At 72.5% G+C, this 13,803-nt stretch carries 11 protein-coding genes; 8 read left to right on the forward strand and 3 right to left on the reverse strand.

Annotated elements, in window-relative coordinates; all coding sequences use genetic code 11:
- The first annotated feature begins 31 nt into the window (after positions 1-31).
- The 5 genes from BUE44_RS20965 (at position 32) to BUE44_RS20985 (ending at position 6,172) form a co-directional block, all read left to right on the forward strand.
- Positions 32-835, forward strand: coding sequence for an ABC transporter ATP-binding protein (locus BUE44_RS20965; RefSeq protein ID WP_073500512.1), 804 nt, complete (start codon positions 32-34; stop codon positions 833-835).
- On the forward strand, positions 822-1,769 hold the full coding sequence (locus BUE44_RS20970; RefSeq protein ID WP_073500513.1) for an ABC transporter permease: 948 nt from the start codon (positions 822-824) through the stop codon (positions 1,767-1,769). Before BUE44_RS20965 ends, BUE44_RS20970 begins: the two co-directional genes overlap by 14 nt.
- A gap of 14 nt (positions 1,770-1,783) precedes the next feature.
- Entirely contained in the window at positions 1,784-2,539 is a 756-nt protein-coding gene (locus BUE44_RS20975) for a sirohydrochlorin chelatase (protein WP_073500627.1), read from the forward strand.
- A 256-nt stretch (positions 2,540-2,795) separates the two neighbouring features.
- Positions 2,796-5,045 carry an MMPL family transporter gene (locus BUE44_RS20980; RefSeq protein WP_073500514.1) on the forward strand — a complete coding sequence of 750 codons (2,250 nt, stop codon included), beginning with the start codon at positions 2,796-2,798 and terminating at the stop codon, positions 5,043-5,045.
- 80 nt (positions 5,046-5,125) lie between these two features.
- Positions 5,126-6,172 carry a sigma-70 family RNA polymerase sigma factor gene (locus BUE44_RS20985; protein ID WP_073500515.1) on the forward strand — a complete coding sequence of 349 codons (1,047 nt, stop codon included), beginning with the start codon at positions 5,126-5,128 and terminating at the stop codon, positions 6,170-6,172.
- Here BUE44_RS20985 and BUE44_RS20990 read toward each other — a convergent pair.
- Entirely contained in the window at positions 6,074-6,340 is a 267-nt protein-coding gene (locus BUE44_RS20990; RefSeq protein ID WP_073500516.1) for an STAS domain-containing protein, read from the reverse strand. The two genes, BUE44_RS20985 and BUE44_RS20990, sit on opposite strands and share 99 nt — an antisense overlap.
- A gap of 248 nt (positions 6,341-6,588) precedes the next feature.
- On the opposite strand from BUE44_RS20990, the gene BUE44_RS20995 reads away from it, so the two are divergent.
- Together BUE44_RS20995 and BUE44_RS21000 are read left to right on the forward strand one after the other, a co-directional pair.
- Positions 6,589-7,452: an aminoglycoside phosphotransferase family protein gene (locus BUE44_RS20995; protein ID WP_073500517.1), complete on the forward strand. Its 864-nt coding sequence runs from the start codon at positions 6,589-6,591 to the stop codon at positions 7,450-7,452.
- A gap of 120 nt (positions 7,453-7,572) precedes the next feature.
- Positions 7,573-9,039, forward strand: coding sequence for an MFS transporter (locus BUE44_RS21000; protein WP_073500518.1), 1,467 nt, complete (start codon positions 7,573-7,575; stop codon positions 9,037-9,039).
- Positions 9,040-9,284: 245 nt separating this feature from the next.
- Here the strand turns inward: BUE44_RS21000 and BUE44_RS21005 are convergent, their stop codons facing one another.
- Positions 9,285-9,989: an exonuclease domain-containing protein gene (locus tag BUE44_RS21005; RefSeq protein WP_073500519.1), complete on the reverse strand. Its 705-nt coding sequence runs from the start codon at positions 9,987-9,989 to the stop codon at positions 9,285-9,287.
- Positions 9,990-10,086: 97 nt separating this feature from the next.
- Positions 10,087-11,307, reverse strand: coding sequence for an SAV2148 family HEPN domain-containing protein (locus BUE44_RS21010; protein ID WP_073500520.1), 1,221 nt, complete (start codon positions 11,305-11,307; stop codon positions 10,087-10,089).
- Positions 11,308-11,583: 276 nt separating this feature from the next.
- Between BUE44_RS21010 and glgX the strand changes: the two genes are divergently transcribed.
- The gene (glgX, locus tag BUE44_RS21015) at positions 11,584-13,722 is read left to right on the forward strand and encodes a glycogen debranching protein GlgX (RefSeq protein WP_073500521.1); all 2,139 of its coding nucleotides are present in this window, start codon (positions 11,584-11,586) and stop codon (positions 13,720-13,722) included.
- Positions 13,723-13,803 lie beyond the last annotated feature (81 nt).

A 13,803-nucleotide genomic window follows, 5' to 3' on the forward strand; every position in this document is an offset into this window, starting at 1 on the left:
GACCAGCTGATCCAACCGAGAACCCCAGGAGGTGACTTCCATGGCCGACACTCTCACCAGTGCCGCCGCGCAGCACGCGGAAAGCGCCGCGCACGCGGCCAGGCTCGACCATGTGTCGAAGGCGTTCGGCAGGCCCGGCGCCCAGCAGCTCGTACTGGACGACATCACACTCGATGTGCGCCCCGGCGAGTTCGTCTGCCTCCTGGGCGCCTCGGGATGCGGCAAGTCGACACTGCTGAACCTGGTCGCGGGACTCGACAAGCCGTCCGCCGGGAGCATCACGACTCCCGGCGGCCGGCCGGCCCTGATGTTCCAGGAGCACGCCCTCTTCCCGTGGCTGACCGCGGGCAAGAACATCGAACTGACCTTGCGGATGCGTGGGATGCCGCGCGAGCAGCGCCGCCCCGAGGCCGAGCGGCTGCTGTCGCTGGTGCGGCTGGGCGGGGCGTACGGCAAGCGGGTGCACGAGCTGTCCGGTGGTATGCGGCAGCGTGTCGCGCTGGCCAGGGCGCTCGCTCAGGACAGCCAACTGCTGCTCATGGACGAGCCGTTCGCGGCGCTGGACGCGATCACCCGGGACGTGCTGCACGACGAGCTGACCCGCATCTGGTCGGAGACCGACCTGTCGGTGCTGTTCGTGACGCACAACGTGCGGGAGGCGGTACGGCTGGCACAGCGGGTCGTCCTGCTCTCCTCGCGGCCCGGGCGGATCAACCGCGAGTGGTCCATCGACATACCGCAGCCTCGCCGGATCGAGGACGCGGCCGTGGCCGACCTGTCCGTCGAGATCACCGAAGAACTGCGTGGGGAGATCCGCCGCCATGGCCAGCACTGAGACGTCGGGCGCACAGGACGCCGCGCCCCTGGGGAAGAGCCCGGCGGACGCCCCCGCGCAGGAGCAGCCCGACCGGCACGACCTGTCGGGTCTGGAGGCCGGCCTCGACGCGCTGGACGCCGTCGTCGTCAAGCGGACGCCGGTAGGGCAGGTGCTGGTCAAGAAGGTGCTGCCGCCGATCAGCGCGATCGTCCTGGTGCTGGTGGTCTGGCAGTTGGCGGTCTGGGCCAAGCTCGCCGATCAGACGAAGCTGCCCAGCCCCTCGGCCGTCGGCCAGGAACTGGTCGACCGGTGGAATGCCGGCGACCTCTTCTCGATCATCTGGACCAGCGTGTCGCACGGCCTGCTGGGCTTCGCCGCCGCGCTGGTCATCGGCACCCCGCTGGGCCTGGTGGTGGCCAGGGTGCCCTTCGTACGGGCCGCGATCGGGCCGATCCTGTCCGGCCTGCAGTCGCTGCCCTCGGTGGCGTGGGTGCCGGCCGCGGTGATCTGGCTCGGCCTGAACAACTCCACCATGTACGCCGTCATCCTGCTCGGCGCGGTGCCGTCGATCGCCAACGGCCTCGTCGCCGGTATCGACCAGGTGCCGCCGCTGTATCTGCGGGCCGGCCGCACCATCGGCGCCACCGGGCTGCGCGGGGCGTGGTTCATCCTGCTGCCTGCCGCGCTGCCCGGATACGTGGCGGGCCTGAAGCAGGGCTGGGCCTTCTCCTGGCGCTCGCTGATGGCCGCCGAGCTGATCGCGTCCTCGCCCGACCTGGGGGTGGGGCTCGGCCGCTACCTGGAGAACATGCGGGAGGGCTCCGACATGGCCGGCGTCTTCCTGGGCATCCTGCTGATCCTCTTCGTCGGTATCGCCATCGACCTGCTGATCTTCAGCCCGCTGGAGCGCTGGGTGCTGCGCTCGCGGGGGCTGACCGCGGGAAGCCAGTGACGTCGCGCCCCGGCCTGTCCGCGCCCCCGCTGCTCGTCATCGCGCACGGTTCCCGCGACCCGCGGCACGCCGCGACCGTACACGCCCTGACGCGGCGGGTCGCGGCGGCCAGGCCGGGGCTGCGGGTCGACACCGCCTTCCTGGACCTGTGCGCGCCCTCGGTGCCGCAGGCCGTGGGCCGGCTCGCGGCCGACGGCGTACGGGACGCGGTGGCGCTGCCGCTGCTGCTGACCCGGGCCTTCCACGCCAAGACCGACATCCCCGCGGTGCTGCGGGAATCCGCCGCGGCGCTGCCCCGCCTGCGGCTGCGCACCGCGGACGTGCTGGGCCCCTCCCCGCTGCTGACCGCAGCGCTGGAGCGCCGGCTGGCCGAGGCCGGGCTGCGGCCCGGCGACCGCTCGTCGACCGGCGTCGTGCTGGCCTCGGCGGGCTCCACCGATCCGGAGGCGGGCGCGGTCATCGCGGAGATCGCGCGGGAGTGGCGGCACACCGGCTGGTGCGCCGTGCGGCCCGCGTTCGCCTCCGCGTCCCTGCCCCGCACCGAGGACGCGGTCAGGGCGCTGCGTGCCGAGGGGGTGCGGCGGATCGCGGTGGCACCGTACGTGATCGCGCCCGGTTTCCTGCCCGACCGGATCGCCCGCGGCGCCCGCGAGGCGGGCGCGGACCTGCTGGCGCCGGTGCTCGGCGCGGCCCCCGAGGTGGTCGGGCTGCTGCTGCGCCGCTACGACGAGGCGCTGCGTCCCGCCGCCCGCCGGCTGCTGTCCGCCTGAGCCGTCCCGCCGGCCCGCACCGGGCGTGGCCTGGGCGTTCGCCGCTGTTCGTGTAAGGGGCAACCACCGTGGGATGGTGGGGTTGTCCCCACCCCCAAGGGGGAGATGGCCCGCTGTGAAGTCACCAGCAGGCCGGATGGGTCGGCGCGTCTGCCGACCGTAGCGTCCTTGGTGGAAGGAGCGGCCCGGCGCCGCCACCCGAGACGAGCCTTACAAGGGGGACACCGTGAGTCGCGCACGCGCACACGGCAGCAGGATGGGCATCGCGGCATCGATGGGCAGCTGGAGCGCCCGGCACCGGTGGGCCGCGGTGGGCGGCTGGCTGCTCTTCGTCATCCTCGCGGTCTTCGTCGGCCAGTCGGCCGGGCGGGTCGACGTCGACGAGGACCGCTCGATGCCCGGCGAGGTCAGCCAGGCCGCCACGATCAACGACGACGCGGGACTCAAGCCCCCCGCGAGCGAGATGGTGCTCATCCAGGTCAAGGGCGCGGGCAGCGCCACCGACCTGGGCTTCCGCACCGTGGTGGGCGAGGTGATGAGGGCGGTCGAGTCCACCGGTCAGGTCACCGCGGTCACCTCGCCGTACGCCTCCAGGTCGATCTCGGTGGACGGGCGTTCCGCGCTGGTGCGGTTCGACGTGCGCGGCGAGGCGAAGACCGCAGCCGACCGGGTCGAACCGGTGACGGCCCGGGTCGAGCAGGTCCAGGCGAAGCATCCCGACCTGCGGATCGAGGAGTTCGGCGACGCCAGTGCGGAGAAGGTGCTGAACGACGCCTTCGGCAGCGACTTCAAGACCGCGGAATTCTCCGCGGTGCCCCTGGCCCTGGGCATCCTGCTGATCGCCTTCGGCGCGCTGGTCGCGGCGCTGCTGCCGGTGGCGCTGGCGATGACCGCCTTCGTCGCGGCCGGCGGTGTGGTGGCGGTGGTCAGCCACCTGGTGCCGATGAGCGACACCGCCAACTCGGTGATGCTGCTGGTCGGCCTCGCGGTCGGCGTCGACTACTGCCTGTTCTACCTGCGCAGGGAGCGCGAGGAGCGGGCCGCGGGGCATGACGCGGACACCGCGCTGCGGATCGCCGCCGCCACCTCGGGCCGGGCGATCCTGATCTCCGGCGTCACCGTGATCGTGGCCATGGCGGGCATGCTCCTCACCGGCATCGGCGACTTCAAGGCCATGGGTGTGGCCACGATGATCGTGGTCGCCATCGCGATGTTCGGCTCGGTCACCGTGCTGCCCGCGCTGCTGTCGCTGCTCGGCCACCGGGTCGAGAAGGGCCGCCTCCCGTTCCTGAACCGGCGGCGCAGGCGGCGGCAGGCCGGCGGCCGTCCCGCGGCGCCCGGCAACAGCCGCTTCTGGCGGTCCGTGCTCGGTCCGGTGCTGCGCCACCCCAAGGCGGCCACGGTCATCGCCGGCGGCGCGCTGCTGGCCCTGGCCCTGCCCGCCTTCGGCATGAAGACCGCGAACCTGTCGATGCAGCAGGAACTGGGCGACGGCCCGGCGATCATCCAGACCTACGACCGCATCAACACCGCCTTCCCCGGCGGCCCCGACCCCGCCCACGTGGTGGTCAAGGCCGGCGACATCGACTCCCCCGCGGTCCGCAACGCCATCGCCGCCTTCCGTGCCGAGGCGGTCTCCTCCGGCGCCAGCAAGGGCCCGGTGACGGTCACCGTGCACAGCGCGCAGAACGTCGCCAGGATCGACGTACCGCTGGAGGGCGGCAGCGACCGCGCCAAGGCCGAGGCCGATGTGCGGCTGCTGCGAAACCAGGTGCGCCCCGACACGCTCCTGGAGGTGGCCGGCGTGCAGGCACCGATCTCCGGTGAGACGGCCGGGTCGATGGACTTCGCCCACAAGATCACCAGCAGTGTGCCGCCGGTCTTCGCCTTCGTGACCGTCTTCGCCTTCCTGCTGATGCTGCTGTCCTTCAGGTCGCTGACCATCGCACTGACCTCGATCGCGCTGAACCTGCTGTCGGTGGGCGCCGCCTACGGCATCCTCACCGCGGTCTTCCAGCACGGCTGGGGCGCCTCGCTGGTGGGCGCGCACGGCACCGGCGCGGTGGTGGCCTGGCTGCCGCTGTTCCTCTTCGTGATCCTCTTCGGGCTGAGCATGGACTACCACGTCTTCGTGGTCTCCCGGATCCGCGAGGCCAGGATGCGCGGGCTGGCCACCAAGGGCGCCATCGAGCACGGCATCACCACCACCGCGGGCGTCGTCACCAGCGCCGCCGTGATCATGGTCGCCGTCTTCGCGATCTTCGGCACCCTGTCGATGCAGAGCATGAAGCAGATGGGCGTCGGCCTGGCCTTCGCGGTGCTGATCGACGCCACCGTGATCCGCGGGGTGCTGCTGCCCGCGGTGATGACGCTGCTCGGCGACCGGAACTGGTATCTGCCGCGCTGGATGCACCGGCTGCCCGACCTCACGCACGACGAGTCGGCCCTGCCGCAGCCGCCGGCCCCCGCGCCGCACCCGGCGCAGCAGTTGCCCGACCGCGTCTGACCTGGCGGTCCGCCATGGCAGTGTCCCCGCGCCGCGACGGTGCGGGGGCACTGTCAGTGGTCGCGGTTACGGTGGAGAACATGACCGTACGGGAGAGCAGCGCGAGCGGGACGACGGTGGCGGACGCCGACGAGGTCGAGCGCGGCCTCGAGCAGCACCGGGTGGAGCTGACCGGCTATTGCTACCGGATGCTCGGCTCCGCCTTCGAGGCGGAGGACGCCGTGCAGGAGACGCTGGTGCGGGCCTGGCGGGCCGCCGACCGGTTCGAGGGCCGATCCTCGCTGCGGTCCTGGCTGTACCGCATCGCGACCAACGTGTGCATGGACAGCCTCAACGCCGGCAAGCGCCGGGCCAGGCCGATGGACCTCTCCCCCGCCTCGCACGCCGACGCGGTGCTGCCCGACCCGACGTCGGACGGGATGTGGGTGGAGCCCGCTCCCGACGGCCGGGTGGTGCCCGAGGGCGGCGACCCGGCCGACGTGGTGGTCTCCAGGGAGACCGTCAGGCTCGCCTTCATCGCCGCGTTGCAGCATCTGCCGCCGCGGCAGCGGGCGGTGCTGATCCTGCGCGAGGTGCTGGCCTGGAAGGCCAGCGAGACCGCGGAGCTGCTGGAGACGACCGTGCCGTCGGTGAACAGCGCGCTCCAGCGGGCCAGGGCAACCCTTGCGCAGGCGGGCGCGTCGGCCGACACGGCGGTGCGCGACGCGGCACTGGACGACGAGCGGGAGGCGCTGCTCGCCCGCTACGTCGACGCCTTCGAGCGGTACGACCTGGCGTCGCTGACCACGCTGCTGCACGAGGACGCGGTGCTCAACATGCCGCCGTACCCGATGTGGGTGACCGGTCACGACGACATACGGGACTTCATGGCGACCGTCGGCGCCGGCTGCGCGGGCTCGCGGCTGGTGCCGGTCGGGGCCAGCGGGCTGCCCGGTTTCGCGCAGTACCGCCCGACGCCCGAGGGCGGTTTCCGGGCGTTCGCCCTCCAGGTGATCGAGACCTCCGGCGGGCGGATCAGCACGATGACGTCATTCCACGACGCGGCCCGGCTCTTCCCGCTCTTCGGGCTCCCACTCGAACTCCCCGCCGAGCCCGGCCAGTTGCACCAGCATCCGCAGGCCGGGTGACGCACCGCACAACCGCACCCGGCAGCCGGTGCGGCGGGCGGCGAGCCGCAGCCTGGCCAGCGCCCCGAGGGTGGCGGTCGTGGCGGGCAGCCCGGCCGCGTCCACGCTGACCACCGCCGAGCCACGGCTGTGACCTGCGGTGTTCTCAGGACCGGGGGCCGGTGCCACCGCGTGACCTCCTTCTGCCGGGCCGCCGAGCGGCGGTCGTCGCAGATACCGACCGGCCGCGCGGTGCGAAGTCATCGCTCACGGGGGTACGTATTCGGAACGGACCGGCGGCAAACCCCGCGGAAAACAGGGGTGCCGCAGTGGGACACTTGCCGTTGTCCGTACACATGGGCGATGACAGCGGCATATGCGAGCGGGTCGGGCGGCGGGCTGCCGCCCGGCGGGGCGGACTTCGGAGGGGTCGGGGCATGGCGGAAGCGGCGTTCACGCAGGAGCGGGCGCAGGCGGTGCTGGAGAACGCGGGTCACCCGTCGGCCGACCTGCTCTCCTTCGGGGAGAACGCGGTCTTCGCGGCCGGCCGGCTGGTGATCAAGGTCGGGCGCGGCGCCGACCTGCTGGACCGGGCCCGCCGCGAGGTGCGCACCGCGGACTGGCTCGCCAAGCACGACGTGCCCGCGGTGCGGTCCGCCGAGTCCGAGGTGCGGCTGGTCGACGGCCACCCGATCACCTACTGGCAGCGGCTACCCGAGTCGCTGCGGCCCGCGGAGCCCGCCGACGTCGCCCCGCTGCTGCGACTGGTGCACGCGCTGCCCGAGCCGGACTTCGGGCTGCCGCCGCGGGATCTGCTCGGTGGCGTCGAGCGCTGGCTGCGGCTGGCGGGGGACGCGATCGACCCGGCCGACGCGGCCTTCCTGCGGGCGCGCAAGGACCGGCTGGCCGCCGCGGTCACCGACCTGGTGCCGCACCTGCCGCGCGGCCCGATCCACGGCGACGCGCTGCCGCGCAACGTCCACATCGGCCCGGACGGGCCGGTCCTGGTCGACCTGGAGACCTTCTCCTCCGACCTGCGCGAGCACGACCTCGTCGTGCACACCCTCAACCGCGACCGCTACGGGGTGCCGGCCGCCGCCTACACCTCCTTCACCGACGCCTACGGCTGGGATGTGGCGGAGTGGGAGGGCAGCGAGGTGCTGCGCGGGGCGCGGGAGACGGCAGGCTGCGCCTGGGTCGCCCAGCACGCGGCGGCCAACCCGGCCGCGCGCGTCGAATTCCGCCGCCGGGTGGCGTCGCTGCGGTCGGGCGACGCGACGGTGCGCTGGTATTCGTTCTGACGGCCTGTCCGACCCCGCGCAACTGCGGCGATGCCCTCCTTTGAAGTAACCCTTGCACCGGTGTCAGACTTAGCCGGTATACCGCTCCCGGGCGGCTCCATGCAGGGAAGGGACCTTGGCATGCCGAACACACTCGCGGGGCAGCGCGGGACGCTTCTGCTGCTCACGAGCGTCGAACTCGTCGTCTTCCTCGACTCGTCCGTCGTCAACCTCGCGATGCCGAGCATCGGCAAGGCCCTGGCCATGAGCGTCGCCACCCTGGTCTGGGTCAGCAGTGCCTACCAGGTGACCTTCGGCGGCTTCCAGTTAGGCGCCGGCCGCACCACCGACCGGCTCGGCCGGCGGCTGATGTTCCAGACCGGGCTCACCGTGTTCACCGCCGCGTCCCTGCTGGCCGGCCTCACCCACTCGGGCTGGGCGCTGATCGCCGCCCGAGCCGTCCAGGGCGTCGGCGCCGCCATCCTGATCCCGGCCGAACTCGCCCTGATCACCGCGGTCTTCACCGAGCCGGAGGCCTACCGTCGGGCGTTCGGCGTATGGAGCGCGATGGGCGCGGTCGGCGCGGCGGGCGGCGTCGCGATCGGCGGTCTGATCGTGTCCGCCCTCGGCTGGCAGTGGGTCTTCCTGATCAACGTGCCGATCGGCGTCCTGGGCCTGTTGGTCAGCAACCGGCTGCTGCCGCCCGACGCCGTCGACCTGCGGGCGGTCCGGCGCCACGAACTCGACCTGCCCGGCATGGTCACCGGCACCGGGTGCCTGCTGCTGCTGGTCTACGTCGTCACCAAGGGCGCCGAGGGCTCGCTCGACCTGGAGCACTGGCTGCTGGCCGGGCTCGCGGTGCTGCTCGGACTGAGCTTCGTGCTGATCGAGCGCCGGGTCGAGACACCGCTGCTGCCCTTCCGGCTGTTCCGCTCCCGCAACATCACCGGCTCCTCGGTGGTGAGCTTCCTGGTCGGCGCCTCGCACGTGCCGGTCTTCGTCTTCCTGTCGCTGTACTTCCAGGAGGTGCACGGCTACAGCGCCGTCACCTCGGGCCTGGCGGTGCTGCCGATCGCGGTCACCGGCATCCCGGTTGCGCGGCTGCTCATCCCGCGCGCGCTCAAGGCGGTCGGGCCGCGGATGGTGCTCATCGGGGGCCTGGCCCTGCTGACGGCCGCCCTGCTGCTGCTGTCCAGGATCCCCACCCACGCCGACTACGTGACGGGTTTCCTGCCCGCCGCGGCCATCTTCGCCGTGGGCCTGCCGGCCTGCTTCGTCGGCTCGACCATGCCGGCGATGAAGGCCGCGCTGCCCAACGAGACCGGCATCGTCTCCGGTCTGGTGAACACCGCCCAGCGGCTGGGCGCCGGCATGGGCGTCGCCGTCCTGGCGGCCGTCGCCAACTCCCGCACCTCCCACCACCACGGCGGTACGCCCGCGGACGCGGTGAACGCCGGCTACCACAGCGCCTTCCTGGGCGCCGCGGGGCTCGCGGTGATCGGCCTGGTGGTGGCGGTGCTGGTCGTCCAGCAGCCGCAGGAGCCGACCGTCCCCGGGGCCAGGGCGCCGGAGCCGGTGGCATCCGCCGCCACCGAAGAGGGCGCCTGACCGGCGGGTCACCACCTGAGCCGGCGCCGCGCCCTTCCCGACGCCTCGGCAGGGCACAACCGCCGGCGGTAACACCTCACCAGGGGCGGTCGCCCGCCCGGCGCCGCGTCAAGCCGCCGGCTGAAGAGCCACCCGGCCGGGACCGGCGCTCCGTCAAGCCCCTGGCGCGCGACGTCACCCCAGCCGGGCCGATGCCACGTCAAGCCGCCGGCCTCGGAGGTCACCCAGCCGTGGCCGGCGTCCCGTCAAGCCGCCGGCTGGAGCGGCCAGGCAGGGGGGATCGGGGTGGCGGCGGCGTCGCGGCGGCGGAGCCAGGCGGTGAAGTCCTCGGCCCAGGCGGCGTACCAGCCGCCCTGGGCCATGTGCAGGTCCCACAGGTCGGCCTCGCCCGCCTCGGGGAAGCGGGCAGCCAGGGCCCGGGCGACCCGGACCGCGGCCAGCGCGTCGGCTCCCGCGTCGTGGGCGCCGTCGAGGACCACGCCGTAGACGGCGCAGGCCGCCTCCAGCGTGCGCTTGCCGCGGCGGTACTTGTCCAGCGCCCGGTCGATGACCAGCGGGTCGACCACGGGCCCCGGCCGGCCGCCCGGGGCGACCAGCGGCGGCATCGCGTAGCGCCGCAACTCGGCGTCCAGCAGGGTCAGGTCGAAGGGCGCGTTGTAGACCACGACCGGGACCCGCGCTGCCCAGTAGCCGCGCACCGCGTCGGCGACCTCGGCGACCACCTCGGGCGCCGGGCGCCCCTCGGCGGCCGCCCGCGCGGTGCTGACGCCGTGGATGGCGGTGGTCTCGGCCGGTATCGGCACGCCCGGGTCGGCCAGCCAGGCGCGGTGCCGCACCGGCTGGCCGTCCTTCACCTCGGTGACCGCCGCCGTCACGATCCGCGCCTGCCGCGGATCCGTCCCCGTGGTCTCCAGGTCGAAACCGACCAGCAGATCCTCGTGCCATGCCATGGCGAGCCCCTTCCCACCCCGTCTTCCCCCGTGTGCCCTGCCATCATCGCCTGCACCACTGACACTCCCGGCTCCGGGCGGGTCGGCGCCGCGGGGGTCAGGACACCGGCCGGGCGTCGGTCCAGATGCTCTCGAACTCCTCGCGGTAGACCTCGAAGAGCCCGCCGTCGGCCGGCCGGTCGTCGGAGACGACCCGCCGCGAACCGCCGCGCAGCACCATCACCGGCACCTCCATGCCGCGCGCCCTGCGCAGATACGACTGGACGACCGCGAGCCCCTCGCCGCTGTCGCCGTCGACCAGGTAGGCGGTGAAGCGCGGGGTCTCGTCGAAGACCTGGATCTCGAATGCCCCGGGGTCGCGCAGCCGGGCCCGCACCCGCCGCATGTGCATGATGTTCATCTCCACGGAGCGGCTCATCTCACCGCGCCCGAGGCCCAGTTCGCGCTCGCGGCGGCGGACGGCGCTGCTGGCCGGGTTGAGGAACAGCAGCCGCACCCGGCAGCCCGCCTCGGCAAGCCGGACCAGCCGGCGCCCCGAGTAGTTCTGCACCAGCAGGTTCAGCCCGATACCGACCGCGTCCAGCCGCCGGGCCCCGGCGAAGAGGTCCTCGACGGGCAGCTGGCGCTGCAGTCGCACCCGGTCGGCGTAGACGCCGATGACGTCGGAGAAGCGGTCGGCGACCAGCTCCTCGATCGCGTCGACCGGCAGCCGCTGCGCGGCCGTACGGGCGCTTCCCGCCCCCAGCAGCTCCAGCAGCCGCGCGCAGGCCCGTTCCGCCTGGTCCAGGACCGTCCGGGACAGCGCCCGGTTGCGGGAGACGACGTGCCGGGCGACCTCCAGCTCGTCGAGGGCCAGTTCGAGGTCGCGGCGGTCGTCGAAGTACGGCTCGAAGCACGGCCAGTGCTGGACGACCAGCTCCCGCAGCTGCGGCAGCGTCAGAAAGCTCAGCACGTTGTCGTCGGCCGGGTCGAGCAGGAAGCCCTTGCGGCGGCTCACCTCGCGTACGGCGACGGCCCGCTGGACCCACTCGTGCCCGGCCGGGCCCGCAGCGGCGACCACCCACTCCTCGCCGTGCACGGGCTCGTAGATCGGGCGCAGCACCGCGTTGACGACGGCCCGCAGCCGCTGCTCGACCAGGTTCAGCCAGATGTACGCGCGGCCGGCCCTGCGGGCGCGGGTGCGCACCTCCGCCCAGGCGTCGGCGCCCCAGTCCAGCTCCGCTCCGATCTCCATGGGCTGAGCGAGAGTGACCGCTCCCGGCGGCCCCTCCACAGTGGTGTCGTGCTGGTCACCCTGCTCACCGCCTCCCGGGAGCATCAGACCTCCGGACGTCGCCACTTCACCGCCTCCCACCCCCGTCCACGATCAAGGAAGGGTACTGCGGTGCGGGGGGTGTCGCAGCAGTATCGACCCTACTTGACTACTACCGGACAACCCCATCACTCGTACGGTCGCTGGCTGTTGTGGCTGTGTCACCCTCCGGTGGGAGCGGGTGGGAGGATGACTGCTCGGCAACCTCTCGCGACGTAACGCCGGGTGCGAGGACCAGGTGACCGGGCCGCTCGGCCCGGTCAGGAGTGGAAGAGTCTCGACATGCAAGTCTGGCCGGGTCAGTCCTACCCCCTCGGCGCCACCTTCGACGGCGCGGGCACCAACTTCGCCGTCTTCTCCGAGGTGGCGTCGCGGATCGAACTGTGTCTGCTGCACGACGACGGATCCGAGACGGCCGTGGAGCTGCGCGAGGCCGACGCCTTCGTACGGCACGCGTATCTGCCGGGGGTGATGCCCGGTCAGCGGTACGGCTTCCGGGTGCACGGCCCCTACGACCCGGCCCGCGGGCACCGCTGCAACTCGGCGAAACTGCTGCTCGACCCCTACGCCAAGGCGGTGAGCGGCGACATCGACTGGGACGAGTCGGTCTACGGCTACCGCTTCGGCCAGCCCGACTCGCGCAACGACCTGGACTCCGCCCCGCACACCATGGCCTCGGTGGTGGTCAACCCGTACTTCGACTGGGCCGACGATCGGCCACCGCGGATCGACTACCACCGCACCGTCATCTACGAGGCCCACGTCAAGGGCCTGACGATGACCCACCCGGACCTGCCCGAGGAGATCCGCGGCACCTACGCGGCCCTCGCGCACCCGTCCGTGATCGGCCATCTGGTGGAACTGGGCGTCACGACCCTGGAACTGATGCCGGTCCACCAGTTCGTCCAGGACCACCGCCTGAGGGACGCCGGCCTGGCCAACTACTGGGGTTACAACACCATCGGGTTCTTCGCCCCGCACCACGCGTACGCCTCGCTGGGCGACCGCGGGCAACAGGTGCTGGAGTTCAAGACCGCGGTCAGGGCGCTGCACCGGGCCGGCATCGAGGTGATCCTCGACGTGGTCTACAACCACACCGCCGAGGGCAGCCACCTCGGACCGACCCTGTCGCTGCGGGGCCTGGACAACGCCTCGTACTACCGGCTCGGCAGCGACAAGCGGTATTACACCGACACCACCGGCACCGGAAACTCGCTGCTCATGCGCAGCCCCCACGTCCTCCAGCTGATCATGGACTCGCTGCGCTACTGGGTCACCGAGATGCACGTCGACGGCTTCCGCTTCGATCTGGCCGCCACCCTGGCCCGGCAGTTCCACGAGGTCGACCGGCTGTCGTCGTTCTTCGATCTGGTCCAGCAGGACCCGGTCGTCTCCCAGGTCAAGCTGATCGCCGAGCCGTGGGACGTCGGCGAGGGCGGCTACCAGGTCGGCAACTTCCCGCCGCTGTGGACCGAGTGGAACGGCAAGTTCCGCGACACCGTACGTGACCTGTGGCGCGGCGAGAGCGCCACGCTCGCCGAGTTCGGCTCCCGGCTCACCGGCTCCTCCGACCTCTACCAGGACGACGGGCGCCGCCCGCTGGCCTCCATCAACTTCGTGACCTGCCACGACGGCTTCACCCTGCGCGACCTGGTGTCGTACAACGACAAGCACAACGAGGCCAACGGGGAGAACAACCGCGACGGCGAGAGCTTCAACCGCTCCTGGAACTGCGGTGCGGAAGGCCCCACCGACGACCGGCAGGTCAAGGCGCTGCGGCAGCGCCAGATGCGCAACTTCGTCGCGACGCTGATGCTCTCGCAGGGCGTGCCCATGCTCTCCCACGGCGACGAGTTCGGCCGCACCCAGAACGGCAACAACAACGTCTACTGCCAGGACAACGAACTGTCCTGGATCGCCTGGCCGGGCAAGCCGGGCACCGACGAGGCGACGGACGAGGCGCACCGGATGCACGAGTTCGTCCGGACGATGGTGTGGCTGCGCCGCGACCACGCGGTCTTCCGCCGCCGCCGCTTCTTCCACGGCCGCCCCGTGGAGGGCACCCACGACGAGCTGTCCGACATCGCGTGGTTCACCGCGCAGGGCGGCGAGATGACCCAGCGCGAATGGCAGGCCGCCCACGCCCGCTCGCTCGTCGTCTTCCTCAACGGCAACGCCATCTCCGAGCCGGGCCCCCGCGGTGAGCCCGTCACCGACGACTCCTTCCTGCTGATGTTCAACGCCGCGCCCCGGGCCCAGGAGTTCCTGGTCCCGGTCAGCCACGGCAAGGAGTGGCAGCTGATCATCGACACGGAGCGCCCGGAGGGCGTGCCCCCGGGCGCGGGCGAGCGCGTCGCGGCGGGCGACCGCATCCTCCTGGCAGACCGCACGATGGTCGTCCTCCAACGCCCAGCCGACTAGGCCCCACGACCCGCACCCCTATGGGGCAGCCCCCTTCTGTTGCCTGCACAGTTGCGGTGCGTCGTGGTTGCGCGCGCAGTT

Source organism: Actinacidiphila paucisporea (assembly GCF_900142575.1).
GTDB lineage: Bacteria > Actinomycetota > Actinomycetes > Streptomycetales > Streptomycetaceae > Actinacidiphila > Actinacidiphila paucisporea.